Source organism: Pseudomonas sp. W17 (assembly GCF_040268305.1).
Classification (GTDB): domain Bacteria; phylum Pseudomonadota; class Gammaproteobacteria; order Pseudomonadales; family Pseudomonadaceae; genus Aquipseudomonas; species Aquipseudomonas protegens.
In genome coordinates this window covers 4,732,078-4,756,848 of sequence record NZ_CP158490.1, presented here as the reverse complement: position 1 = coordinate 4,756,848, position 24,771 = coordinate 4,732,078, and the positions used below count along the sequence as shown (strand labels likewise).

The following is a 24,771-nucleotide window of genomic DNA, read 5'->3' as shown; positions in this document are numbered from 1 at the left end:
CTCCGTTAGCGGGTTTCGTTGAACAGTTCGCGACCGATCAGCATGCGGCGGATCTCGCTGGTGCCGGCGCCGATCTCGTAGAGCTTGGCGTCGCGCAGCAGGCGGCCGGCGGGGAATTCATTGATGTAGCCGTTGCCGCCGAGGATCTGGATTGCGTCGAGGGCCATCTGGGTCGCGCGCTCGGCGCTGTAGAGGATCACTCCGGCGGCATCCTTGCGGGTGGTTTCGCCGCGCTCGCAGGCTTGGGCCACCGCATACAGGTAGGCGCGGCTGGCGTTGAGCTGGGTGTACATGTCGGCGATCTTGCCCTGGATCAGCTGGAATTCGCCGATGCTCTGGCCGAACTGCTTGCGGTCGTGGATGTAGGGCACCACCAGGTCCATGCAGGCCTGCATGATCCCGGTGGGGCCGCCGGAGAGCACCACGCGCTCGTAGTCGAGGCCGCTCATCAGCACTTTGACGCCACCATTGAGCACGCCGAGGATGTTTTCCTCCGGCACTTCCACGTCATCGAAGAACAGCTCGCAGGTGTTGGAGCCGCGCATGCCCAGCTTGTCGAACTTGTTGCTGCGGCTGAAGCCTTTCCAGTCGCGCTCGACGATGAACGCGGTGATGCCGTGGGGGCCTTTCTCCAGGTCGGTCTTGGCGTAGATCACATAGGTGTTGGCGTCGGGGCCGTTGGTGATCCAGGTCTTGCTGCCGTTGAGCACGAAATGGTCGCCGCGTTTGTCGGCCCGCAGCTTCATCGACACCACGTCGGAGCCGGCATTGGGTTCGCTCATGGCCAGGGCGCCGATGTGTTCGCCGCTGATCAGCTTGGGCAGGTATTTGCTCTTCTGTTCGTGGTTGCCGTTGCGGTTGATCTGGTTCACGCAGAGGTTGGAGTGCGCGCCGTAGGACAGCGCCACCGAGGCCGAGCCGCGGCTGATCTCCTCCATGGCCACCACATGCGCCAGGTAACCCAGGCCGGCGCCACCGTATTCTTCCGCTACGGTGATGCCCAAGAGGCCCATGTCGCCGAATTTGCGCCACATGTCGGCGGGGAACAGGTTGTCGACATCGATCTGCGCTGCCCGGGGTGCCAGCTCCGCCTTGACGAAGGCCTGGACCTGTTGGCGCAGCATGTCGATGGTTTCACCGAGGGCGAAGTTCAGGGTCGGGTAACTCATGGCGGGGCACCTTCAAACTTGTTTTTATTGAGGGAACAGGATGTCGAGAGCGGCGCGGCCTGGCTCTCACCTTTACGTTAACGTAAACCTGCGACCGGTGGCTGTCAATCGCCCTTTACGTAAACGTCAACTTGCGCCAGAGTAGCGAGGCTTTCGATTGGAGCCAGGCTGTTTTGCACCTTTCGCCTGGCTCCTGCACACCCACTAATAAAGACAATAGGGGTCGTCATGGAACACTCGGGTTTCCAGCCGGATCGCAGTTACACCCGTGGTACGCAAGACCAGCCGCTGCTGGCGTTGACCATCGGCCAGGCTTTCGATAACACCGTCGCCGCCTATCCCCAGGGTGAGGCTCTGGTGGTGCGCCACCAGCAGCTGCGCTACACCTGGCAGCAACTGCGCGAGGCGGTCGACCTGCATGCCCGGGCGCTGCTGGCCCTGGGGCTCAAGACCGGCGATCGCCTGGGTATCTGGGCCCCCAACTGCGCCCAGTGGTGCATCGCCCAGTTCGCCAGCGCCAAGATCGGCGCGATTCTGGTGAACATCAATCCGGCCTACCGCAGTTCCGAGCTGGAGTATGTGCTCAGGCAGTCCGGCTGCCAGTGGCTGATCTGCGCTGGAGCCTTCAAGACGTCCGATTACCACGGCATGCTCCAGGGCCTGGTGCCCGAGCTGGCGCAACAGTCCATCGGCCAATTGCACAGCGAGCGGTTACCCGATCTGCGCGGGGTGATCAGCCTGGATGCGCAGCCGCCGTCGGGTTTCCTGCCCTGGTCGCAGCTATCGGCGCTGGGGGCGGGGGCCACGGCCGAGCAGTTGCAGGCGCGCCAGGACAGCCTGGATTTCGATCAGCCGGTGAATATCCAGTACACCTCCGGCACCACCGGTTTCCCCAAGGGCGCGACCCTGAGCCACTACAACATCCTCAACAACGGTTACATGGTGGGGGAGAGCCTGGGCCTGACTGCTGCCGACCGGCTGGTGATCCCGGTGCCGCTGTACCACTGCTTCGGCATGGTCATGGGCAACCTGGGGTGCATCACCCACGGCACCACCATGATCTATCCCAATGACGCCTTTGACCCGCTGCTGACCTTGACCGCGGTGGTCGAAGAGCGCGCCACCGGCCTGTACGGCGTACCCACGATGTTTATCGCAGTGCTCGATCAGCCCCGCCGCAGCGAGTTCGACCTGTCGAGCCTGCGGACCGGGATCATGGCCGGGGCCACCTGCCCGATCGAGGTGATGCGCCGGGTGATCAGCGAAATGCACATGAGCGAAGTGCAGATCGCCTACGGAATGACCGAAACCAGCCCGGTGTCGCTGCAGACCGGGCCGGACGACGACCTGGAACTGCGGGTGACCACCGTGGGCCGGACCCAGCCGCACCTGGAGAGCAAGATCATCGACGAGGCCGGCAATGTGGTGCCCCGCGGCACCATCGGTGAGCTGTGCACCCGGGGCTACAGCGTCATGCTCGGTTACTGGAACAACCCGGAGGGCACCCGTGAATCCATTGATCAGGCCGGCTGGATGCACACCGGTGACCTGGCCACCATGAACCAGCAGGGGTATGTGTGCATTGCCGGGCGCAACAAGGACATGATCATTCGCGGTGGCGAGAACATTTATCCGCGAGAGCTGGAAGAGTTCTTCTTCACCCATCCTGCGGTGGCCGATGTGCAGGTAATCGGCATCCCCTGCGACAGGTACGGCGAGGAGATCGTCGCCTGGATCAAGTTCCACCCCGGCCATTCGGCCAATGAGCTGGAGCTGCAGACCTGGTGCAAGGAGCGCATCGCGCACTTCAAGACGCCGCGTTACTTCAAGTTCGTTGAAGAGTTTCCCATGACCGTGACCGGTAAGATCCAGAAGTTCCGCATGCGCGAAATCAGCATCGAGGAGCTGCGTGAGCGCATGAACAAGGGGTGAACCCGGATGGAGCGTGCATCGGCGCCGGTGCACGCTTTATGGGCAGCAAAGAGGGATCGCAGAAAGCACAAAGGGGAGCCGAAGCTCCCCTTTAATTTTGTCGTTGCGTGCTCTTTTTTTATTATTGAGGGGCGGTCTATTGTTGTTTTTGGCAACCGTTGCCCTTTACTGCTGTTTTTGGCGATCCCCATCCGGGATCAAGAGCAAACGTATTTTTTTGAGCGCTGATTCAATGTGTCGCCAGGGCGATCCAACCAGTTCGGGAGCTACCTCAGGGTAGTTTTATTGTTCTCTGACCGGTTGCGGGTGGCTCTTGCAAGCCCTCCTGCACAGTGCATCCTCTCCAAAAAAATCTGTTAGCTGCGTCTCTGCCGTGTTGTTTTTGTTATCTCAGAGTCGTTACGTCTTATTTTTATTAGGTTTGCTGCTTTTTATTCTTGTTATGCCATAGAGATAGCAGAAGCCGTGCCAACTTTTTAAAGTCTTTTAAAATCAATGGCTTGATAATTTTGTAGGACAATCTGTACCGCAACAAATTCGACAAACTGTTTCCGTGTTACTCGTTCCCGCCCCAGATCGGAGTGGCCGGTAACACCCGGCCGCACAATGCCTCAGCTGGCGTTACGCGCCTTGGCCACGCGGGAGCCGGTGGGGCGCCCCAGCACGTTACAGATCTGCCGGCCGGCGTCGATCAGGCGGTCCATGTCGATACCGGTATGGATGCCCAGGCCATTGAGCAGGTAGAGCACGTCTTCGGTGGCGACGTTTCCGCTGGCGCCCTTGGCATAGGGGCAGCCGCCGAGGCCGGCGATCGAGCTGTCGAACACCGCGATGCCTTCCAGCAGGCTGGCGTAGACATTGGCCAGGGCCTGGCCGTAGGTGTCGTGGAAGTGCCCGGCGAGTTTTTCCCGTGGTACCTGGGCGCCCACCACCTCGAACATGCGCCGGGTGGCACCGGCGGTGCCGGTACCAATGGTGTCGCCCAGAGAGACCTCGTAACAGCCCATGTCATGCAGCTCGCGGGCGACCATGGCCACTTGTTCCGGGGCCACTTCACCTTCATAAGGGCAGCCCAGCACGCACGATACGTAACCGCGCACGCTGATGCCGTGCTGCTTGGCCGCGTCCATGATCGGCACGAAACGCTCCAGGCTTTCGCTGATGGAGCAGTTGATGTTGCGCTGGGAGAAGGCTTGCGAGGCCGCGGCGAACACCGCCACTTCCTTGACCCCCGCCGCCAGGGCATCTTCGAAACCCCGCAGGTTGGGCGCCAGTGCGCCATAGACAACCCCGGGCTTGCGCTGGATACGGGCGAAGACCTCGGCTGAACCGGCCATCTGCGGCACCCATTTGGGTGACACGAAACTACCGACTTCTATGTAGCCCAGGCCGGCGGCGGTGAGGGCATCGACCAATTGCACCTTGTCTTCGACGCTGATGGGCTGGGCTTCGTTCTGCAGGCCGTCGCGGGGGCCGACTTCGATCAGGCGTACATGGCTGGGGAGTGACATACAGGTTCACCTTCTTATAGGGAGTAGCGGATACCGGCGCCCGGGCGCAGGTGTGCCGATGATTATCGGGCGGTGCTTTTCTGGTTCAGGATGGTCTGTTCCAGCGCCTGGGTGCAGCGCTCTTCGGCGGTGTCCAGTTCCAGCTTCATCTGTTCGATGTCGAGCAACTGCTGTTCGAGCTGTTCGCGACGCTCGGCGATTTTCGCCAGCATGCTGTGCAGCTGCTTCAGGTTGCCGCTGCTCGGGTCGTAGAGCTCGATCAGTTCGCGGCACTCGGCCAGGGAAAAGCCGATGCGCTTGCCCCGTAGGATAAGTTTCAGGCTGACCTTGTCCCGGGGCGAATAGATGCGCTCCTGGCCACGACGTTCGGGAGCGAGCAGGCCCTGCTCTTCATAGAAGCGGATGGCCCGGGTGGTGATGTCGAGCTCGCGGGCGAGGTCGGAAATGCTGTAGGTCTGGCTGCTCATGGAGGCGCTCAAGAGGGGGCTTGGCGCTAAGCTAAAGGCAGGTTGACGTATACGTCAAGCAGTCCGAGCCGATCCCGTTCGCCGGCAAGCCGGCTCCTGCAGTGAGGGCTTGCCGGCGAAAGGGCTCAGGCGGTCTGCTGGTCGAGCTTCTTTTCGTAAGCCGTGACCTGCTGGCAGAGCTCGATCATCTGCTCGCGCATCCAGCGGTTGGCCGGGTCCTGGTCGGTGCTCTCGTGCCAGTACAGGTGGGTTTCCACCGGCGGGACGTCATTGACCGGCAGGTTGAACGCGTGCAGTTCATGGCGACGGGCAAAGCGCTCCGGTACGGTCATCACCATGTCAGTCTGTTGCAGCACCTGGGAAGCCATCAGGTAATGCTGGGAGCGCAGGGCGATCTTGCGCTGGATACCCATCTTGCCCAGGGCCAGGTCGACATGCCCGAGGCCGCTGCGGCGGCTGGAGATATGGATGTGGGTCAGGGACAGGTAATCGTCCAGGCTGAATTTTTCCTTGCCCGCCAGCGGGTGGCCCTTGCGCATGGCGCACACATAGCGGTCTTCCATCAGCTTGACGTGACGCACCTGGGGGTCGGTATTGAGCGGTGCGTCGACGGCAAAGTCCAGGCGCCCGGCTGCCAGCTCCTTGGTGGTTTCCCGACGCTTGGAGAGAAAGCTTTCGATGATCACCGCCGGCGCCAGGCGCCGCAGGCGCTGGAACAGCGGTGGCAGGATCACCGCTTCGGTGAGGTCGGTCATGCTGATGCGGTAGGTCTTGACCGCTTGCAGGGGGTTGAAAATGCGACTTTCCTGGACCGAAACCCGCAGCAGCGACAGGGCATTGCGCACTGGCCCGATGATGTTCTGCGCCATGGGTGTGGGCACCATGCCCTGGGCGGTACGCACGAAGAGCGGGTCGTTGAAGGTCTCGCGCAGGCGTGCCAGGGCGTTGGATACCGCCGGTTGGGTGATGCCGACGATCTGCCCGGCACGGGTCAGGTTGGCTTCGGTGTAGATCGCATCGAAAACGATGAAGAGGTTGAGATCGACCTTGCTCAGATTCATTGCGCTGCACTCTTATTGTTAGGGCCTGTGGGAGGGCTCGGAAGCCTGTCGGATCAGCCGATCATATATCGGTGATGAATGTTAATACACGCCGAGAATAGGCTAGGTAAATTTTCGTAGCTGATCTAGCATCGATTTCAGTCCTCCAACACCCGATCGTCACAAAGGTAGAGCTGCCCATGGAATTCGCCTATTCCCCCAAGGTTCAGGAACTGCGTGAGCGTGTCACCGCGTTCATGGATGCCTATGTTTATCCGGCTGAAGCGGTCTTCGAGCGTCAGGTTGCCGAAGGCGATCGCTGGCAGCCGACCGCCATCATGGAAGAGCTGAAACTCAAGGCCAAGGAGGCCGGGCTATGGAATTTGTTTCTGCCTGAGTCGGAGTTGGGGGCAGGCCTGACCAACCTTGAGTACGCGCCGCTGGCGGAAATCATGGGACGGTCGTTGTTGGGCCCGGAACCCTTCAACTGCTCGGCACCGGATACCGGCAACATGGAAGTGCTGGTGCGCTACGCCAACGAAGAGCAGAAACAGCGCTGGCTGGAGCCATTGCTGCGCGGCGAGATCCGTTCCGCGTTCGCCATGACCGAGCCGGACGTGGCGTCCTCCGATGCCACCAACATGGCGGCCCGTGCGGTACGCGACGGCGACCAGTGGCTGATCAACGGCAAGAAATGGTGGACCTCGGGCGCCTGCGACCCACGCTGCAAGATCCTGGTATTCATGGGCCTGAGCAACCCGGATGCGCCGCGCCATCAACAGCACTCGATGATCCTAGTGCCGGTGGATACCCCCGGGGTGAAGATTGTTCGCCCGTTGCCGGTGTTCGGCTACGACGACGCGCCCCATGGCCACGCCGAAGTGCTGTTCGACAATGTCCGGGTGCCTTACGAGAACGTGCTGCTGGGTGAGGGCCGTGGTTTCGAGATTGCCCAGGGCCGCCTTGGCCCGGGCCGGATCCACCACTGCATGCGTTCCATCGGCATGGCGGAGCGGGCGCTGGAACTGATGTGCAAGCGTTCGGTGAACCGTACTGCCTTTGGCAAGCCGCTGGCGCGCCTGGGAGGCAACATCGACAAGATCGCCGACTCGCGAATGGAGATCGACATGGCCCGGCTGCTGACGCTGAAGGCCGCGTACATGATGGACACCGTGGGCAACAAGGTGGCCAAGAGCGAGATTGCCCAGATCAAGGTCGTGGCGCCGAACGTGGCCCTGCGGGTGATCGACCGGGCGATCCAGATCCACGGCGGGGCCGGGGTCTCCAACGACTTCCCGCTGGCCTACATGTATGCGATGCAGCGCACCTTGCGCCTGGCCGACGGCCCGGATGAGGTGCACCGCGCGGCGATCGGCAAGTATGAAATCGGCAAGTATGTACCCAAAGAGCTGATGCGCAGCGGGCATTGAGGGCGATGCGTCCGGCCTGTCGAAAGGCCGGTCGCTGTGAGTTCAGTACACCCAGACCTCCACGCGGCGGTTCTTGATCCGTCCTTCGTCGGCACTGTTAGCCGCTACCGGCAGCTCGGCGCCAAAGCCGCGAATCTCGCGAAACACCACGCCGCTCTTCACCAGTTCCCGACGCACCGCCATGGCCCGCAGTTTGGACAGCAGGGCCGCGCGGGCCGGATCGTTCTTGGCGTCACCGAAGCCGGCCAGGGTCACCTGGCGGTTCATCTTGCCGTGCTGGCGCAGGTAATCCAGTACCCGATTGAGGTCCTGGCGGGCCTTGTTGTCCAGGCTGGCGCTGCCTTCCTCAAAACGAAAGTTGACCGTCAGGCGCTGTGCCTGGCGGGTGAGCGCCTGATAAGCCTCCGGCATCTGCGGGCCGGGAGCGACGCGCATGGCCTGCACGGTCTGGGCGATAAAGCCGTTGGCGGCGACGATGGCCTGGCCCTTGCTGCCCTGGGCAAAGCTCACCAGGGCATCGGCCCAGGGGTTCTGCCCATTGGGCGGCAGGTACAGGTACAGGCGCCGTGACAGCGGGTAATCCTCGGTGGCGATCAGGCTGTTGAGCGGCAGCATCGGCTGTGAGTCGCCGTCGATAATGGCCACCGCCTTGGCCTGGCGCACATAGGGCAGACCGATGAAACCTATGCCCTGGGGGTCATGGCTGACTGCGTCGGACAACTGCTCGCTGGATTCAAAACGTTTTGCGCCGGGGCTCAGGGCCTTGCCGCGACGGCTGAGTACCAGTTCCTTAAAGGTGTCGTAGGTGCCGGACTGGTCATCCCGGGCATAGAGATGTACCGCGCCGCCAATGCCACCCAGTTCTTCCCAGGTCTTGGCTTCGCCGCTGAACAGCCGGGCCAGTTGCTCGGTGTTCAGTTGGTTCAGCGGGTTGTGCGGATGCAGGATGATTGCCAGCCCGTCGATGGCGATCACCTGTTCGGCGCTGGGGCTTTTCAGGTCTCCCAGGCTTTCAAGGTCCACCAGCTCGCTGTCCTTGATCGGCCGTGAAGCGGCGGCCAGGTCGGCCCGAGCGGTTTTCAGAGCGGCAAAGCCGGTACTCGAACCGTGGGCGGCCACTTCCACCCGCACCGCTCGGCCCTGGGCGGTTTGCCCCACCACCTGTTGTTCATTGTCTTTGCCACTGGCGGTGATCCTGATATCGCGCAGGCCCTGTTCTTCCATCAGGCCCTTGACCAGGGCCGGGCCCAGCCGGGCGCCGATGGTATTGGAGCCTTGGATGCGCAGGACGGGCGTATTGTCCGGGGCTGGGGGCAGGGCGGCGAATACCGACCAGGGCAGGGCGTAGCAAACGAAACCGATCAGAAACAGGCTGATAGTCCGGCACCAGATATCTCGTTCGCTGACGGTGGAAGCGCGGGGCATGGCGGCACTGGCCTTCTATATAGAGGGAGGAGGTAAGTGCTGGGGACATTAAGTCAGGGAGGTGACAGGGATGTGACGGACGGGGCTATTTGCAGAGAAATGGCGAAAGTCCTACATCATAAATAGCTGTTTTCTCTAGATTTTTTGAGATTTGTCCTAAAGACCAGCCCCGGAACGGCGCGTAGAGTGGGCAACTTTGTCTGGCGGGGATTGGGGCGACTGCCAACGCGTCATCCCCGCGGATGCCTCGGCAGTGTTGAGCTGCTATTTCGTAGTGTGCAAAGGAGTTACAAATGAGTGCCTGGTTCGAGCTGAAGCAGTATGGCAGTGGTGCATGCAGATTCTTGCTGAAGACAAAGGAGGCGCAGACCATGCTTCAAAGCGACCGCTACCCTTGCCGGGACAGTGCCGAGGCGGCTCTCGGACTGTTCCGCGCACACTGCGCTTCCCCGGAACGCTACGTCAAGAAAATTTCGTCGGGCGGCAAACCTTTTTTCAAGCTCAAGTCCGGTAAGGAAGTGATTCTGGTCAGCCACTTGTACGATTCGGAAGCCACCCTCGAGAGCGCCATCAGCGCTATCGCCAGTGCCGGTACCACGGAGCGGATCGAGCACATACAGCTGTAACCGCAAAAAAAAGCCCATCGGCAGATGGGCTTTTTTGTGCCTGTCGATCAGCCCAGTTCGAGCCAGATCGGCGCGTGGTCCGAAGGTTTTTCCATGCCTCGCAGTTCATAGTCGACCCCAGCGTCCTTGACCCGTGGCAACAACCCCTGGGAAGCCATGATCAGGTCGATGCGCAGGCCGCGCTTGGGCTCATCCTCGAAGCCGCGGCTGCGGTAGTCGAACCAGCTGAAGCGGTCGTTCACCTCGGGGTTCAGGTGACGAAAGCTGTCCACCAGGCCCCAGTTCTTCAGGCGGGCCATCCACTCGCGCTCTTCCGGCAGGAAGCTGCATTTGCCGGTCTTCAGCCAGCGCTTGGCGTTCTCGGCGCCGATGCCAATGTCGCAATCTTCCGGGGAAATGTTCACATCGCCCATCACCACCAGGGGCTGGTCATTGCTGAAACGGCTTTCCAGCAGGTGCTGCAGATCCTGGTAGAAGCGCTCTTTGGCCGGGAATTTGGTGGGATGGTCGCGGCTTTCGCCCTGGGGGAAGTAGCCGTTCATGATGGTCACCGGGGTGCCGTTGGCATCGGCGAAGGTGCCCCAGATAAAGCGCCGCTGGGCGTCTTCGTCGTCACCTTCAAAGCCTTTATGCAGGGCCAACGGTGCCTGGCGCGAGAGCAGGGCTACGCCGTAATGGCCTTTCTGGCCGTGGTAATGCACGTGGTAGCCCAGGGCCTGGATGTCGGCAAGGGGGAACTGTTCGTCGGCGACCTTGGTTTCCTGCAGGCCGATCACGTCCGGCTGGTGTTTGTCGATCAGCGCCGCCAGCTGATGGGGGCGGGCACGCAGCCCGTTGATATTGAACGAGACGATTTTCATGGTCGGCGGTCCTGGCAAAACAGCGATGCTAGCCGACAACGCCCGGGCCGGCCAGCGTGGCGGCGCGGCGGATGCGCTGCTAATGTCCCAGGGGCGCGGGAACGATCAGCGGCGCGCAGGGCTCGTACTAACAAGAACGCGGCCATTTGAGCCGGGTCCAGGGGAGAGTGACCGTCATGCCTGATTCCTCCAATGTCATCGCCGATATTCACCAGCTCGACAGCGGCTATTCCCGCGAAGCGCGGTCGCTGCTGTACCAGGCCTACCGCCATGAGCCGACCTTCGGCTTCATTTTCGAAGCCGATCGCCCCGGCTACGAACAGCGGGTACGAGCCACAGTGCGCGAATTGGTGAAGCAGCATTTTCTTCAGGACCTGCCGGCCATCGGCCTGCTAGTCAATGACCGGCTGATCGGTATCGCCCTGATCGCGCCGCCGCAACGGCGCCTGGGCATCACCGAAAGTTGGGCCTGGCGCCTGCGCATGGTGCTCAGCACCGGGTTTCGCTGCACCCAGCGCTATCTGGAGTATCACCAGGCGGTGCAGGCCTGCCTGCCCAATGATGCGGTGCATGTGCTGCCGCTGCTGGGGGTACATCCGCAGTTTCAGGGCCAGCATTTCGGCGAGCAATTGCTGGCGGCGGTGCATAACTGGTGCGCCGTGGACGAGCATTCCCAGGGTGTGGTGCTGGACACCGGGAATCCGCGTTACCTGGAGTTCTACAAGCGTCAGGGCTATGAAGAGATCGGTGAGATTGCGGTGGGGCCGGTGCGTGAGCACGTATTTTTTCACCCCAACCCGCAGCACTTACAAAGAGCAACAGCCTGATATAGAACTTTCCGTGCACCTGAGCGCTCTATCGCCCTCCCAAGCTCGTGATAGCATCCGCGCCTATGAAGTTTCCAGGAAGATTTACCAGCGGCTTTTTGCTGTTGTTCACAAGCTGTGCGGCGCTGGCGCAGAGCGAATTGGATGTCAGGGTCAAGCCCGCCAATGACGAGTTGAAGGCCAATGTGGAGGGTTACATTGGCAGTGTCGGCGATCGCGATGAAGAAGCCTTGCTGCGGTTCAGCCGGGGCGCCGAGGAGCAGGCGAAGAAAGCCGCCCAGGCCCTGGGCTACTACCAACCGCATATCCAGAGTGAGGTGCGTGGCGGTGACAAACCGCGCCTGACGTTGCGGATCGACCCCGGCGAACCGGTGCACCTGCGCAACGTGACAGTCCGGGTCGAAGGCCCGGCGGCCTCCCTCAAGTCGTTTCGCCTTCCCGACGGCGACCAGCTCAAGCCTGGTGCCGTGCTCAATCATGGCCATTACGAAGACGCCAAGCGCCTGATCCAGAACCAGGCTTCGCGCTATGGCTTTTTCAGCGGGCGCTTTACCCAGCAGAAACTGTCGGTGGACCCCCAGGCAGGTGTCGCGGACATCGACCTGGTCTATGACAGTGGCCCGCGCTACGCGCTGGGCAAGGTCAGCTTTAGCGGCGACTCCCTGTTCGATGAAGACCTGTTGCGGCGCATGGTGCCGTTCAAGGCCGGCGCGCCCTACGACTCCGAACTGATTGCCGAACTCAACCAGGCCCTGCAGTCGAGCGGCTACTTCGAGGGCGTGCGGGTGGACGCCGCGCCTACTGCCGCCGAGCACGAGGTGATTCCGGTGGCGGTCCAGCTGGAAACCCGCAAGCCCCGGACCATGGGCCTCGGCCTCGGCTATTCCACCGACGTGGGGCCGCGGGTCAAGGCCAACTGGACCCGGCACTGGGTCAACCCCCAGGGCCACAGTTACGGCTGGGAGGCGGAAGTTTCTGCCCCGCGGCAGAACGTCGGCCTGTGGTACGACATTCCCCTGGACCCGCCTCTGACCGACAAGCTGCGGTTCGCCGGTGGTTACCAGAATGAAGAGATTGCCGGCACCGATACCCTGAGTAAGTTGCTCACCATCGGTCCCGAGTGGCACAGCAAGTTGCCCAGCGGCTGGCAGCGGGTGCTGTCGCTGAAGTATCAGCGAGAGGAATATCGCCTCGGGGACGACTCGGGCCTGAGTAATCTGCTGATGCCTGGCCTGACTTATTCCTACCTGCGCAGCGACAATCGCATCGACCCGCATAACGGCTATCGCATTCAGTTCGACACCAAGCTGGCCAAGGAAGGGGTCGGTTCCGACACCAACCTGCTGTATGGCACGGTGCTGCTCAAGGGCCTGACCACGGTCTGGGACAATCACCGCTTTCTCGGGCGAGTGCAGTTCGGTGGCAGTGCCACCAATGGCTACAAGTCGATTCCGCCGTCCTTGCGCTTCTTTGCCGGTGGCGACCAGAGCGTTCGGGGCTACGACTATCAGACCCTGTCACCGGAAAACTCCGAAGGCGATCGCATCGGCGGCCGCTACATGGTGGCCGGTAGCGTCGAGTACCAGTATTCGATCGCCGAGAAATGGCGGATCGCGACCTTTGTCGACCAGGGCAACTCTTTCAACAAGCTGGAGCTGCCTAACCTCAAGACCGGGGTGGGCGTCGGCGTACGCTGGGTTTCGCCAGTGGGACCGATCCGGGTCGACCTGGCCCACGCGATGAATGACGATGGCGGCATCCGCTTGCACTTTTCCATGGGGCCAGAGCTTTGAAGCGTGGTTTGAAGATAACGCTGCTGGCGATTGTTGCGCTGGTGATCCTGATCATTCTGGCCGTGGCCAGCGTACTCGGAACCCAGGCTGGCAGCCGCTGGGCCCTGGCGCGAGTGCCGGGGCTGACCCTGGACAATTTCGAGGGCCGCCTTGGCGGGCACTGGAGCGCCGATCATCTGCTCTGGCAACAGGAGGGCAACCGGGTCGAGCTCAATGCCGTGCAGTTCACCTGGTCGCCCGGCTGCCTGCTGCGCATGACCCTGTGCATCGAGCAGTTGGAAGCCGATCAGGTCAGCCTGCTGTTCCCTCCGAGCGGCGAAACCGAAACCAGTTCGGAGCCCATCAGCCTGCCGGAACTGAAGCTGCCGTTGGCCATCGAGTTGGGGCAAGTGCGTGTGGGCAGCCTGCTGTTCAATGGCAGTGAAGAACTCAAGACCCTGCAGCTGGCGGCGCACTGGACTGCCCAAGGCCTGCAGATCGACTCTTTGCACCTAAAGCGCGATGACCTGAGTTTGGACCTTTCCGGGCTGCTGCAACCCAGTGGCGACTGGCCCCTGACCGCCCAGGGCAACCTCGGCTTGCCCGCTCCCGGCGGTGGCCCCTGGTCCCTGGCGTTGAAGGTTGAAGGCGACCTGCTCAAGACTCTGCAGCTCAATGCCGACAGCCGTGGCTACCTGCAAGGGCAATTGAGTGGCCAGGTACAGCCCCTGGTGGAGAACCTGCCAGCCCAGGTGCGAATCACTGCCGATGGGTTCAAGGCCAGCGCCGATCTGCCGGACACCCTGCAACTGGATCAGCTGGAGCTGACTGGCAAGGGCGACCTGAAAAGCGGCTACCAGCTCGCCGGCAAGGCCAGCCTGCCGGCGGAGCAGGGCCCGGTGGCCCTGTTGCTGCAAGGCAAGGTCGACGCCAAGGGCGCACAAATTGCCGCCCTGGACCTGAGCGCCAACGACAAGCAACACCTCAAGCTCAGTGGGCAACTGGACTGGAGCGAAGGTTTTGCCGCCGAGGCCAAGCTGGCCTGGTTGGACTTCCCCTGGCACCGTCTGTATCCGCTGATTGACGAGCCGGCGGTGCGGGTCCGCAGTTTTGAAGCCGAAGTGGCTTACCGTGACGGTAACTACCTGGGCAACTTCAAGGGGGACCTGGACGGCCCGGCAGGCGCGTTCAGCCTGAGCAGCCCGTTCAGCGGCGACCTGACGAAAATCTATCTGCCGCAGTTCAAGCTGGCGGCGGGCCAGGGCAAGGCCGAGGGCCACCTGAACCTGCAGTTCGCTGACGGCATTGCCTGGGATACTGCCCTGGATCTGTCGGCCATCAACCCCGCGTACTGGGTGGCGGAGCTGCCCGGAACCCTGGCCGGCCCCCTGCGCAGCCAGGGCGAAATGAAGAACCAGCAACTCAAGCTCAATGCCAACCTCGACCTCAAGGGACGCTTGCGCGGACAGCCGGCGGTTCTCCAGGCCAAGGCCGACGGAGCGGACGAGCAATGGACCCTGGGCGCGCTGGACATCCGCCTGGGAGACAACCGGATCAACGGCGCCGGCAGCCTGCAACAGAAGATCGCCGGCCAGCTGGATATCAAGATGCCCCGTCTGGGTCAGCTCTGGCCCGAGTTGCGTGGGCAGCTCAACGGTCGGCTGGACCTGGCCGGCACTCTCAAGGCGCCACAGGGCAAGCTGGACCTGGCTGGGCAGCAACTGGCCTTTGCCGAAAACCGCCTGCAGAACCTCAAGTTGGACGCCACCCTGGATGGCGCGCAAAAGGCCCAGGTGGACCTCAAGGGCAGCGGGATTCAATTGGGCGACACGCAGTTGGGGACCCTGACCCTGGCCGGACAGGGCGACATCAAGAAACAGAAACTGCAACTGGACCTGCAAGGACCGCTGTTGAAACTGGCCCTGGGCCTGGATGGCGCCCTGGACCAGGGCAGCTGGCGCGGGCGCCTGGCCAGCGGTGATGTACAGACCGGAGGCCAGGACTGGAAGCTGCAGAGCCCGGCCCGGATTGAGCGGCTGGCCAACGGCACGCTGAACTTCGGTGCCCACTGCTGGGCCAGCGGCGATGCCAGCCTGTGCGGTGAAGACCAGCGGCTGATGCCGGACCCGAAACTGCGTTATCACCTCAAGCGTTTTCCCCTCGACAGCCTGGCGCAGTGGTTGCCCAAGGATTTCGCCTGGAAGGGCATGCTCAATGCCGATGTGCAACTGGACTTGCCGGCCAGCGGGCCCCAGGGCCAGATCATGCTGGACGCCAGCGGTGGTACCCTGCGGGTCAAGGAAAAGGACCAGTGGCTGGATTTCCCCTATCAGGCATTGAAGCTCAATACCCGCCTCACCCCGAGGCGCATCGACACGCAGTTGCAGTTCGACGGCGGCAAACTGGGTGAGCTGATGCTCCAGGCGCAGATCAATCCCTTGCCGAAAAGCAAACCGCTGTCCGGTGATTTCCGCCTCAGCGGCCTGGATCTGTCCGTGGCGCGGCCGTTCGTGCCCATGGTGGAAAAGCTCAGCGGCAGCCTCAATGGCAGCGGTCGTTTGTCTGGCGGCCTGCTGGCGCCTCAGGTCAACGGCAACGTGCAGTTGTCCGGGGGCGAGGTGTCCGGCTCCGAGTTGCCCATCAGCCTTGAAGACCTGCAACTGAGCGCGCAGATCGCTGGCGAGAGCGTGCAGCTCAACGGTGGCTGGAAAAGCGGCAAGGCCGGACAGGGCAGCCTCAATGGCAACATCGCTTGGGGTCGGGCGCTATTGGTGGACCTGAGTCTCAAGGGCACCCAACTGCCGGTGACGGTGGAGCCCTATGCGGCGCTGGAGGTGGCGCCGGACCTGAAGATCTCGCTGCAGGAGGAAAAGCTGGCGATTGCCGGCAAGGTGCTGATCCCCAAGGGCCAGATCACCGTGCGCGAATTGCCGCCCTCGACGGTCAAGGTCTCCGACGACACGGTGATCGTCGGCCAGCAGACCGACGACGGCAAAAAGCCCATGGCCATGGCTATGAACATCGATGTGGAGGTGGGCCAGGACAAGCTGGCCTTCAGCGGTTTCGGCCTGACTGCCAACCTGCAGGGGCACGTGCACATTGGTGACAATATGGATACCCGCGGTGAGCTGTGGCTCAACGACGGCCGCTATCGGGCCTACGGCCAGCGCTTGACCGTGCGTCGTGCGCGGCTGCTGTTTGCCGGCCCCATCGACCAGCCTTACCTGGACATCGAGGCCGTGCGCCAGACTGACGATGTGATTGCCGGCATCCGCCTGAGCGGCAGCGCCGAGCAACCGGCGACGCAGATATTTTCGGAGCCGGCCATGAGCCAGGAACAGGCGCTGTCCTATCTGGTTCTGGGGCGCCCGCTGACGTCCACCGGTGAAGACAACAACATGTTGGCCCAGGCGGCTCTCGGGCTGGGGCTGATGGGCAGCTCGGAGCTGACCGGCGGCATTGCCAAGAACCTGGGCATTCAAGACTTCCAACTCGATACCCAGGGCAGCGGCAACAACACCAGCGTGGTGGCCAGCGGCGCCATTTCCGAAAGGCTCAGCCTGCGCTATGGCGTCGGGGTCTTTGAGCCCGCCAGTACCATCGCTCTGCGTTACAAGCTGAGCAAGAAGGTCTATCTGGAAGCGGCGAGCGGTTTCGCCAGCTCCCTGGATATCTTTTACAAGCGCGATTTCTGAGGAATCAGGGGCGGCACACCAGGTTCGCCCGCTCATAGTTCAGCGCCTTGTCGCGTTCGGGCAAGGCATAAGGCGCTTCACACCTCTGGCCCTGCCAGTGGATAGTCAGGGTACCGGTGTCGGCTTCAACCAGTGCCAGAGCCTTGCCACCAGGGTCAGAGATCGCCAACTGTTTGCCAGTGCTGTCCTCGAGCGACGCGCCAAACGGAATCGGCTGGTGCTTGGCGTCGAACAGCGCAAACTGCACCCGCCGTCCGGTCTTGCTGGTGTAACGCGCCAGCACCACGGCACCACGACGTGGCACCACTTGCCGGGTCCCACTGTCGATCTCGATATCGGCGCCCAGGTCTCGAGTGTCGAGGTTGATCCAGTTCACGCGATAGGGCTGCGCATTGGGGATCACGGCGAAGCCGTTGCTGCCGGTCCTGGCTCCGGAGAAGCTGCCGATTTTCACCCCTTTCACCCCTTCTGCGCCTTCGACTTGCGCCAGCGCGAACGTTTCGCCCACGGTTTGTCCCAGGTTGATTCCGCCGGCATGGCCGACGATCGAACCCGACAGGTTAAGGTTTTGCGCGTTGTAACCGCGCCCCTGGCTGTAACCGGCGCTGATATCCATAAATGAGGTGCGGGTGCTGAGGTTGACTGAGCCGGAGCTGCCGCCGTTGCTGCTGTTGCCGGCTTGCACTGAGTAATAGGTGTCGCTGTCTTGCGCCAGATAGCCGTTGATGCCCATTTGCGTGGTATCGCTGGATTTCTGCGTGCTGGCCGAGACGAAGGCGCGGGGTGCACGAGGCTTGGAGCCCAGCGGGAACGATATGGACAGGTTCACCAGTGTGTCATTGTTCGCCGGCCCGTAGTTGCCGACATCCTTGGAGTAGGTGGCGCCGAGGTTGTAGCTCACATCGCCCCAATAGTTGCTGTAACCCGCCGACAGGCTTTGCGAGCCCCCGCGTCCCCAGTAACGCTGGTCGCTGGCGTTGATGTAGGCGCTGCCGTATCGCTGGTTTCGGCCCAGGCTCTGGTTGACGGTCAGGTCGGTACGGGTTTTCGAGTTGCCGATACGCTTCTGACCGTCGTCGCTCAGTTCCTCGACGTGCTCGGTGAGGGTGCGATAGCCCTCGGTCGAGTAGCGATAGGCGGCGAGGGTGAAGTTGGTGTCGGTGCCGGTGAACGTCTTCGCATACAGCGCGCGCAGGCTGTTGCCGGTGATGGTTTTGCCGAAAGTGCTGCTCATGGAGTGGGTCAAGTCCAGCGAGACGGCACCGATAGTTGTATTGCGGCCAGTCCCCACGGACAGCGCCTTGAAGTTTTCCGAGGCCTGCACCCCGACGATCCCGGACAAGTTACTGCTGATGCCGTATGCCAGGGTGCTGCTGACAAATTGCGGTGACTTCTGGTCAACGCTGTTGCTGTTGTACCGGCCGGCCGAGACGCTGTACTTCAACTGGCCCTCACGGACCATGATCGGCAGGCTGGAAAATGCCTGCACCGTCACCCGGCGGCGGCCATCGGCTTCGATAATCGTCACTTCCAGGTCGCCGTTGGAGCCGCTGGGGTAGATATCGCTGATCTCGAATGGCCCCGGCGGCACGTTGGCGGTGTAGAGGAGGTAGCTGTCCTGGCGAATCTCCACGGTGGCGCTGGACTGCGCAATGCCGCGAATGATTGGCGCATAACCGCGCTCGCTGTCGGCACGCATGCCGTCGTCGGACGCCAGTTTCAGGCCGCGATAGCGCACGCTGTCGAACAGGTCGGCATCTGAAAAAATATCCCCGGCGCTGAACTGGCCCTTCAGGGCAGTCACGTCATGTTGCAGATAGCTGCGGTTACTTTCGAATGTGCTGGGGCGGCCGGTGCTGCTGCTGAAGTTCGATTCGTTACGCAAGCGCCAGGCGCCGAGGTTGATGCCGTTGCGCAGGCCGATGTTGTTGGACAGGGTATTTTCACCCCGAGTGCCGTTGCGGCTGCTGCTCAACTGATAGTTGATGAATGCGGCGGGAACGCCTTCGTCCCATAGGGCCGAGTCGACATAACCACGTCGGCCACGCACCATGGCGCGTTGCGGAACACTGACGATCAAGCGCAGACGGGGTACGTCGTAACGCACGCTGGCGTGATCGATCAAGGCGGGCAAGTCCAGGCAGGCATCGGGATCATCGCTGCTCAGTTTGCCGCTGGCTTGCAGCTTGCCGATGTCGACCCCCAGTTGCTGCACTATTTCCAGAGTCAGGCAGGCCTCGACCTTGCTCGTGCCGGGAGGGCGACGAAAATCGATGTCGCGGCGGCCGACCAGCGTTTCGTTGCCGTACAGGTCCACCCGATAGATGCCGGGCAGCACACGACTGCTGGCGAGCAATGGTTGCAGATCCACAGAAGATGGTGCGCCTAGGAGAAACGAGGTATTGAACTGTTCATCGTCATCGGCTACGCAGGTGGTGCTGAATAAAAGAACAATCGAAAATGGCGCCCATCTGTCGCGCTTGAGTAAAAACATACAGGAACCCCATATCACCTCCGATACGAACTAACGGAGCGAAGAGAAATACAGTGGAAGTTCAGCCGTCACAGCGGCGCTTAAGTTATGGGGTTTGTTTATTCAAACTGGCTCGGATATCGGCACTGTTGGAAATTTGTGCTCCATAACGATCTTGTGCGCCATAATCATTAATGCTTTTGAATAAAAGACGGGCTGTATTGGCGTTGTGAAGTTGTTTAAGGGGGAAGCTTTTTTGCTCGCCGGGGGCAATCATCATTGATTCAACGGGTTGCTCACTGACGGTGCCGGATTGAAGTGTGATTTCGGCAATCGACACGTGATACCGGCCAGGGTTATTCACCACCAACAGGTGCTTGCCGGCTTGTTCTGTCAGGCGCCAGGTCAGTTCGCTCGGTGCCAGATAGGCGTTGTTTTTCAGGCCTGCCGGGCGGAAGAACACCTTGATGCGCTGACGCACGGCCAGTTGCAAGGTGTTCTTGGATTTCGCCGCTTGAGGGATCTCTTGCACATTGAGCCACACCACCGACTCGCGGTCGGATGGCATGCCCGTGCCTTCGTAGATCACCCGCAATATTTGCTGTTCGTCGCCGCTGACGCGCACCAGTGGCGGCGTGACGGCAAAGGGTACTGCTGCGGTTTCGCTGGAGTCGGTGTCGATCCACGACTGGATCAACACGTCTTCACCGCTGTTGCGCACGGTGATTCCGGCCTCCTTGTGCTGGCCGTCGAAAATCAGCCGGGTGCTGCTCAAGGAAATTCCGGCCATGGCCTGATTGACCATGAACAGGCTCAGCAGGCCTGCACAAAAGGATAGTGAGTGACGATAAAACATGAGGGCTACCGCGCAAGTGAATGAGGATGCGGGGCCGACCGGCCCCGCACCGGGCTTGTGTGTTCGCGCGGATTATTCGTATTGCAGCGTGAACGGTAGGGTGGCGTCGCCACGACCGGCAACAGCCTGTGCCGGAGTGCCGGTGGTTACGTAGGCTGCGGAGAATTTGAGGGTGGCGTTGCTGTCTTGCAGAGAGTTTTCGATCTTTGCGGTGCTTGCCGTGCGGAGGTCGATCACCTCGCCATTGGAGTCAAGCAGCGCAATGCCGATACCTTTCGCAGCCCCCAGACCGTCAATCAGACGAAGCACCTTGGTACCGGACACGAGACCCGAACCTGCGCCCGAGGTTGGTTTGAAGATCATTGCGACCTTAGTACCGGCGTTGCAGTTGATCTTCATGCTGAAGTTTTCGACGTTCAGTGTGCCGTTGCCTTTAGGCGCGCTGGGAGTGCCCATGTCTTTGATCGACACTTCGCCCATTTCGACCGCGATGGTTTTACCCTTGCCAGCACCCTCAACGGAGCAGGCGTCATTGTTGATGGTGCCGGTGAAGTTGATAGTGCCACTACCGGCCTGGATGGGGTTAGCGGGTGTAGTAACGGGGGGAGTAACGGGCTCCTCTGCCAAGGCATTGCCAGCGGCGGCGATGATTGAAAGGGCGAGAAGTGCGCGAGTTAGCTTTTTCATGTTGTTTTCCAGTGGTTAGGTTTAAAACAACAACACGATATAACGCGATTTTTTGGTGGTACATCAGACGATTCCTAGAAGTTAATTGCAGCTGGAATGTAGTTGTCTATTGGTTTGAGTTTTTTCTAGTTATGTTAGTAATCCAGAAGTGTATGGTTGCTGTTGGCGCCAAGTTTGCTCGTGGCAAGAGTTTTTTGAATGCTTGTTATCTTTTCGCTCTTAAGTCAATTGTTGCTGACTCCCACTCCCGGAACAAATCAACGCACTATTTTATGTTCCTTTAGCAACAGGTGAGTAAAACGCTCGGCACTGCTGCGCACCGGCTTGCCACGATCTCTTGCAGGCGCGTCAGGCTCAGCGGGTTGGAACTTATCGTCAGCGCCAGCACCAGCACGTTGGGGAAGTGCCGCGTCAGGTATTCCATCAGCGCGCAAGCATTGGCCACGCTCAACCAGCTCTCGTACCCCCCCAGGACGATGGGGTGGTCATTGGCAATGGCAACCTTGAGGGTTTCCATGGCTGATTATCCGCATTGAAATTATTCAAGGGTGTCCAGCAGGTCTTTCAATCGAGCCAGATTCTGGCGCACCTCCAGGTCCAGGGCGCTGGTCACGCTCATGCCGTTCAGGCGACACTCCAGCTCGACGAAGGTTGTGGCCAGTTCCTCGAGCTGTACCGCACCCAATGCACCGGCCATGCTGTGCAGCTGTTGCGCCACGCGATGGGCATCGGCGTTGTCCAGTGCCGTCAGCGTGACCTGCATGTCCTGGCGTAGCGTCGTGACAAAGAGTTCGCGCATGTTCGGTGACAGCTTTAGAGGCGCAACGCTGGTCGCCGGTAGGGCGATTTTGCAATGTCTTCCCAGGTGCGCGCGCAGGGTGGCGAGGTTCAGCGGCTTGACCATCCAGGCGTTCATGCCGACGCTAGCGCAGCGCTCGCCTTCTTCGCGCAAGGCGTTGGCGGTGACGCCGATAATCGGCAAGGCCTGATCCAGTTGTCGCAACGCCGTGGTCAATTGGTAGCCGTTCATGACCGGCATATTGACGTCGGTCAGCAGCAGATCGAAACGTCCGGGCGACCACTGCGCCAGGGCAAGCTCGCCATTGGCCGCGACGACCACCGAGCAGCCCAGCACTTCCAGTTGCTCCTTTATGATCGCCGAGTTGATCACATTGTCTTCCGCCACCAGCACTTGCAGATTCAACTGCCGGGGGGTATCCGGCGACGAAGGTTGGCTGTCGGTGCGAGCGCCGTGCTGGGCCTGGTAAATCGCCCAGGCGATCGCGCGGACATCATGGGCGTCGACTTCTCGGACGGTACCGCGTAATTGCGAAGGGTTGGGGCCATCCGCCGTGGCGACGACCTTCGGACCCGGCCAGGCCGCGGTATTGGCCAGCGAGCAAAGCTCTACCAGCAGTGCCGATGACACTGGTGTACCGGCCGTCAGCGGGTGGCAGTCGAGGCCAAAACGCTTGAGCCAGGCCATCAGGTGTTGGGCCTGTTCAGCGACCTTTGCACGCACATAGACGGCGGCGCTGCCGGGGCCGAACACAGGGCAATCGGCCAGCTCACCGGGTGCGTGTTCCAGCGAGAGTTGAAGGATGAAACTGCTGCCGAGCCCGGGCTCGCTGACCACGTTCAACTGGCCCGCCATCAACTCGCACAGCCATTTGCAAATGGCCAGTCCCAATCCGGCACCGGCTTGCGCGTTGGCGTCGTTGACCTGATAGAAAGGGTCGAACAGTTGCTGTTGTTGCGCCTGGGTAATCCCCTTTCCCGAATCGCTGACTTGCCATTGCACATGGGCACGGCCGTCGTCGCTTTCCAGCAACTGAACCCGCAGCACCACGCGACCGTTATCGGTGAACTTGATGGCGTTGCTCAGCAAGTTGTTGAGGATCTGGCGAATCCGTATCGGGTCACCGCGCAACCGGTCCGGCAGCGCCGGGTCGATGCAGGCATAGAGCAGCAGGCCCTTGGATCGGGCGAAGGCGCTGTAGGTGCGCACGGTGTCTTCGGTCAGCTCCAGCGGGCAGAAATCCTCAAGTTCGAGGGTCATCTGTCCGGCTTCGATTTTCGACACATCCAGTACATCGCTGACCAGTTGGAACAACGTGGCGGAGGAGCGCTGGATGGTGTGCAGGTAATCCTGCTGGCGCGGGGCGAGCGAGGTCAGGCCAAGCAGCTCCAGAGTTCCCAGCACGCCGTACAGGGGAGTACGGATCTCGTGGCTCATGGTGGCGAGGAAACGGCTTTTGGCCTGGTTTGCCGAGTCGGCGGCCTGGCGCGCCTCTTCCAGCGCCGCTGCATCTTCGACATGCCGGGTCACGTCATGCAACGCACATAACCAGGCGTCCTGGCCCTGATAGCGGGTGGGCACGAAGGCAACATGCAAGTGGCGCCCATTGATTTCAAGATCGGCATGACCGGGGCCCGTAAGGGGCGTGAGCAAGCTCATCAGTTGGCCGTTGTCGTGCCATTGCTGGGCGCGCTGGTTTTCCAGCAGCACCTGGTGATCGCTGCGGCGAATCACGCACAGGCCGGTCGGCGCCGTATCGATCACCGTGCGGCTGAATGCCTCGCTTTCAGCGATGCTGGCGTGGGCGCTCTGCGCGGGCAGGATGACCCGGGCCTGGTACCAGCGATTGATCGCCCGACTGCAACCGAGCAGCGCAAGCACCAGCGCGACCAGGCCAAGCAATGGCCACAGCGCGTAATCGAGGAAGCTGCGCAGGCTGATGAAGTAGATCGCCGTCCAGTGATGCTCCCCGGGGCTGCTCAGTTTGAACACCAGGCCGTCGCGGTTGAAGTTCACCCCTTCATCCAGCACCTCGCCGGGTTTCAGAGCTCCGGTCAATACCACGCCACGAGGGGTGATCAAGGTGAAGTCATCGTAGATCGACCACTGCATCAACCGCTCGATGTTGTTGACCTGAGACAGGTTCATCAGCGAGCCCAGCACCACCCAGGTATCGGCGCCCTCGACGGTCAATGCGGTTTTCGCCAGGTTGATACTCACGTACGCCAGCAGGGTGGGGGCGCTCTTGTCGTCATTGGAAGAGACATAGGGTTCCCAGTGCACCTGAAAATCTGGCAATGGCGAGTTCTGCCCGCGCAGGCGCTTGTTCAAGCGGGTCATCGCATCGATCAGATCGCCCATAGGCATTGGTACCCGTCCCGGACCGCGCAAACGCCCGGTGGAGGGTACGGCAAGGTCAAAATTGTCGGGGCCATTGATCAGGGCGACTTGGGGCGACTGATAGTGCGAGGCCGACCAGAACGCACTGTAATAGGCCGCCAAATGGGTACCCAGCGCAAAGATCTTCGGGTATTGGCTGGGGGCAATCCTGTCCGTATTGATCTTCAAGCTATAGGGCAGCGAAAACGGCAGGCCGCGGCCCTCGTAAATGTTCGGCCCTTCATCGGGCAGGGGTTTTTGTGAGTAGGGTGGCAACATGAGACTGGGCAGCCGTTCGCTCTTGACGCTTTCCCGGGCGATATCCTGCAGGAACACTTCCTGTTCGTGGACATTCTCCATCAGCCGAGCGAAGTGAAACTGCAAGGTTTCGCGCCGCTCTTCGATCATGCGCGTCACCCCCACATAGCTGATGCCCAGCAACAGCAACAACAGGGCTCCGAGCACCAGCAGGCTCTTGTTCAGGCGCGAGGAACTGCTGGCGAGTTTCTCCAGAAGGGCATTGGGATGTGGCATTAGAGGACCTGGGTAGCAGTGATGAGAGAGCCGTTGGACACAGTGACCACGATGGCAAGTGACGGGCCTCGACACCCGCTTGCCAATCCATACGCGTTTGTCGGCCCGCCATGGGACAGCAACGGCTGGAATTGATCCGAAGATATGGCGTGAAAGATCAGGAAACCCTGAATCTGAGTGCAGTCGATTTTACGCAACAGATCAAGTTCTTGCGCGGTCTCCAAGCTTCCCGTCACCACCGTTAGACCAACGGGGGACCGAGCCGGACAATGCAGGTCGGCGCCTGCGT

18 protein-coding genes are annotated in these 24,771 nt (G+C 61.3%); 7 read left to right on the top strand and 11 right to left on the bottom strand.

The genetic code is table 11. The features are described from left to right. Positions 1 to 5: 5 nt before the first annotated feature. Complete coding sequence (locus ABCR88_RS21825; RefSeq protein WP_015636316.1) at positions 6 to 1,169, bottom strand: isovaleryl-CoA dehydrogenase; 1,164 nt, start codon at positions 1,167 to 1,169, stop codon at positions 6 to 8. A 228-nt stretch (positions 1,170 to 1,397) separates the two neighbouring features. Between ABCR88_RS21825 and ABCR88_RS21820 the strand changes: the two genes are divergently transcribed. Both ABCR88_RS21820 and ABCR88_RS21815 read left to right on the top strand, forming a co-directional pair. Beyond that, complete coding sequence (locus ABCR88_RS21820; RefSeq protein ID WP_350022970.1) at positions 1,398 to 3,101, top strand: AMP-binding protein; 1,704 nt, start codon at positions 1,398 to 1,400, stop codon at positions 3,099 to 3,101. Between the two features lie 6 nt (positions 3,102 to 3,107). Beyond that, a complete protein-coding gene (locus ABCR88_RS21815) occupies positions 3,108 to 3,329 on the top strand; it encodes a hypothetical protein (RefSeq protein ID WP_125062762.1) in 222 nt (73 codons plus the stop codon). Positions 3,330 to 3,712: 383 nt separating this feature from the next. Here the strand turns inward: ABCR88_RS21815 and ABCR88_RS21810 are convergent, their stop codons facing one another. The 3 genes from ABCR88_RS21810 to ABCR88_RS21800 all read right to left on the bottom strand — a co-directional run bounded on the left by ABCR88_RS21810 (position 3,713) and on the right by ABCR88_RS21800 (position 6,140). Further along, positions 3,713 to 4,612: a hydroxymethylglutaryl-CoA lyase gene (locus tag ABCR88_RS21810; RefSeq protein WP_047337304.1), complete on the bottom strand. Its 900-nt coding sequence runs from the start codon at positions 4,610 to 4,612 to the stop codon at positions 3,713 to 3,715. Positions 4,613 to 4,674: 62 nt separating this feature from the next. Next, entirely contained in the window at positions 4,675 to 5,079 is a 405-nt protein-coding gene (locus tag ABCR88_RS21805; protein ID WP_011062220.1) for a MerR family DNA-binding transcriptional regulator, read from the bottom strand. Between the two features lie 125 nt (positions 5,080 to 5,204). After that, on the bottom strand, positions 5,205 to 6,140 hold the full coding sequence (locus tag ABCR88_RS21800; RefSeq protein ID WP_011062219.1) for a LysR family transcriptional regulator: 936 nt from the start codon (positions 6,138 to 6,140) through the stop codon (positions 5,205 to 5,207). A 179-nt stretch (positions 6,141 to 6,319) separates the two neighbouring features. Between ABCR88_RS21800 and ABCR88_RS21795 the strand changes: the two genes are divergently transcribed. Beyond that, positions 6,320 to 7,549, top strand: a complete 1,230-nt coding sequence (locus ABCR88_RS21795) for an acyl-CoA dehydrogenase (RefSeq protein WP_015636313.1) — start codon at positions 6,320 to 6,322, stop codon at positions 7,547 to 7,549. Positions 7,550 to 7,591: 42 nt separating this feature from the next. Here ABCR88_RS21795 and ABCR88_RS21790 read toward each other — a convergent pair whose 3' ends face one another. Then, positions 7,592 to 8,974, bottom strand: a complete 1,383-nt coding sequence (locus ABCR88_RS21790; protein WP_236185158.1) for a phosphate ABC transporter substrate-binding/OmpA family protein — start codon at positions 8,972 to 8,974, stop codon at positions 7,592 to 7,594. A 293-nt stretch (positions 8,975 to 9,267) separates the two neighbouring features. Between ABCR88_RS21790 and ABCR88_RS21785 the strand changes: the two genes are divergently transcribed. After that, a complete protein-coding gene (locus ABCR88_RS21785) occupies positions 9,268 to 9,600 on the top strand; it encodes a DUF1508 domain-containing protein (RefSeq protein ID WP_350403545.1) in 333 nt (110 codons plus the stop codon). A 47-nt stretch (positions 9,601 to 9,647) separates the two neighbouring features. Here the strand turns inward: ABCR88_RS21785 and xthA are convergent, their stop codons facing one another. Then, complete coding sequence (gene xthA, locus ABCR88_RS21780) at positions 9,648 to 10,460, bottom strand: exodeoxyribonuclease III (RefSeq protein WP_011062215.1); 813 nt, start codon at positions 10,458 to 10,460, stop codon at positions 9,648 to 9,650. A 176-nt stretch (positions 10,461 to 10,636) separates the two neighbouring features. Between xthA and ABCR88_RS21775 the strand changes: the two genes are divergently transcribed. The 3 genes from ABCR88_RS21775 to ABCR88_RS21765 all read left to right on the top strand — a co-directional run bounded on the left by ABCR88_RS21775 (position 10,637) and on the right by ABCR88_RS21765 (position 16,754). Continuing rightward, on the top strand, positions 10,637 to 11,287 hold the full coding sequence (locus ABCR88_RS21775; protein WP_011062214.1) for a GNAT family N-acetyltransferase: 651 nt from the start codon (positions 10,637 to 10,639) through the stop codon (positions 11,285 to 11,287). A 65-nt stretch (positions 11,288 to 11,352) separates the two neighbouring features. Further along, a complete protein-coding gene (locus ABCR88_RS21770) occupies positions 11,353 to 13,080 on the top strand; it encodes an autotransporter assembly complex family protein (protein ID WP_015636311.1) in 1,728 nt (575 codons plus the stop codon). After that, a complete protein-coding gene (locus ABCR88_RS21765; protein WP_350403542.1) occupies positions 13,077 to 16,754 on the top strand; it encodes a translocation/assembly module TamB domain-containing protein in 3,678 nt (1,225 codons plus the stop codon). Before ABCR88_RS21770 ends, ABCR88_RS21765 begins: the two co-directional genes overlap by 4 nt. Before the next feature lie 4 nt (positions 16,755 to 16,758). On the opposite strand, the gene ABCR88_RS21760 is transcribed toward ABCR88_RS21765, so the two are convergent. The 5 genes from ABCR88_RS21760 to ABCR88_RS21740 all read right to left on the bottom strand — a co-directional run bounded on the left by ABCR88_RS21760 (position 16,759) and on the right by ABCR88_RS21740 (position 24,482). Then, positions 16,759 to 19,248, bottom strand: coding sequence for a fimbria/pilus outer membrane usher protein (locus ABCR88_RS21760; RefSeq protein ID WP_350403541.1), 2,490 nt, complete (start codon positions 19,246 to 19,248; stop codon positions 16,759 to 16,761). Positions 19,249 to 19,333: 85 nt separating this feature from the next. Further along, positions 19,334 to 20,083 (bottom strand): molecular chaperone, encoded by a 750-nt coding sequence (locus ABCR88_RS21755; protein WP_041119072.1) that lies wholly within the window; start codon positions 20,081 to 20,083, stop codon positions 19,334 to 19,336. Positions 20,084 to 20,155: 72 nt separating this feature from the next. Then, positions 20,156 to 20,770, bottom strand: a complete 615-nt coding sequence (locus tag ABCR88_RS21750; RefSeq protein WP_041119070.1) for a fimbrial protein — start codon at positions 20,768 to 20,770, stop codon at positions 20,156 to 20,158. A gap of 280 nt (positions 20,771 to 21,050) precedes the next feature. Next, positions 21,051 to 21,287, bottom strand: coding sequence for a hypothetical protein (locus ABCR88_RS21745; protein WP_350403540.1), 237 nt, complete (start codon positions 21,285 to 21,287; stop codon positions 21,051 to 21,053). 21 nt (positions 21,288 to 21,308) lie between these two features. After that, positions 21,309 to 24,482 carry an ATP-binding protein gene (locus tag ABCR88_RS21740; protein WP_350403539.1) on the bottom strand — a complete coding sequence of 1,058 codons (3,174 nt, stop codon included), beginning with the start codon at positions 24,480 to 24,482 and terminating at the stop codon, positions 21,309 to 21,311. Positions 24,483 to 24,771 lie beyond the last annotated feature (289 nt).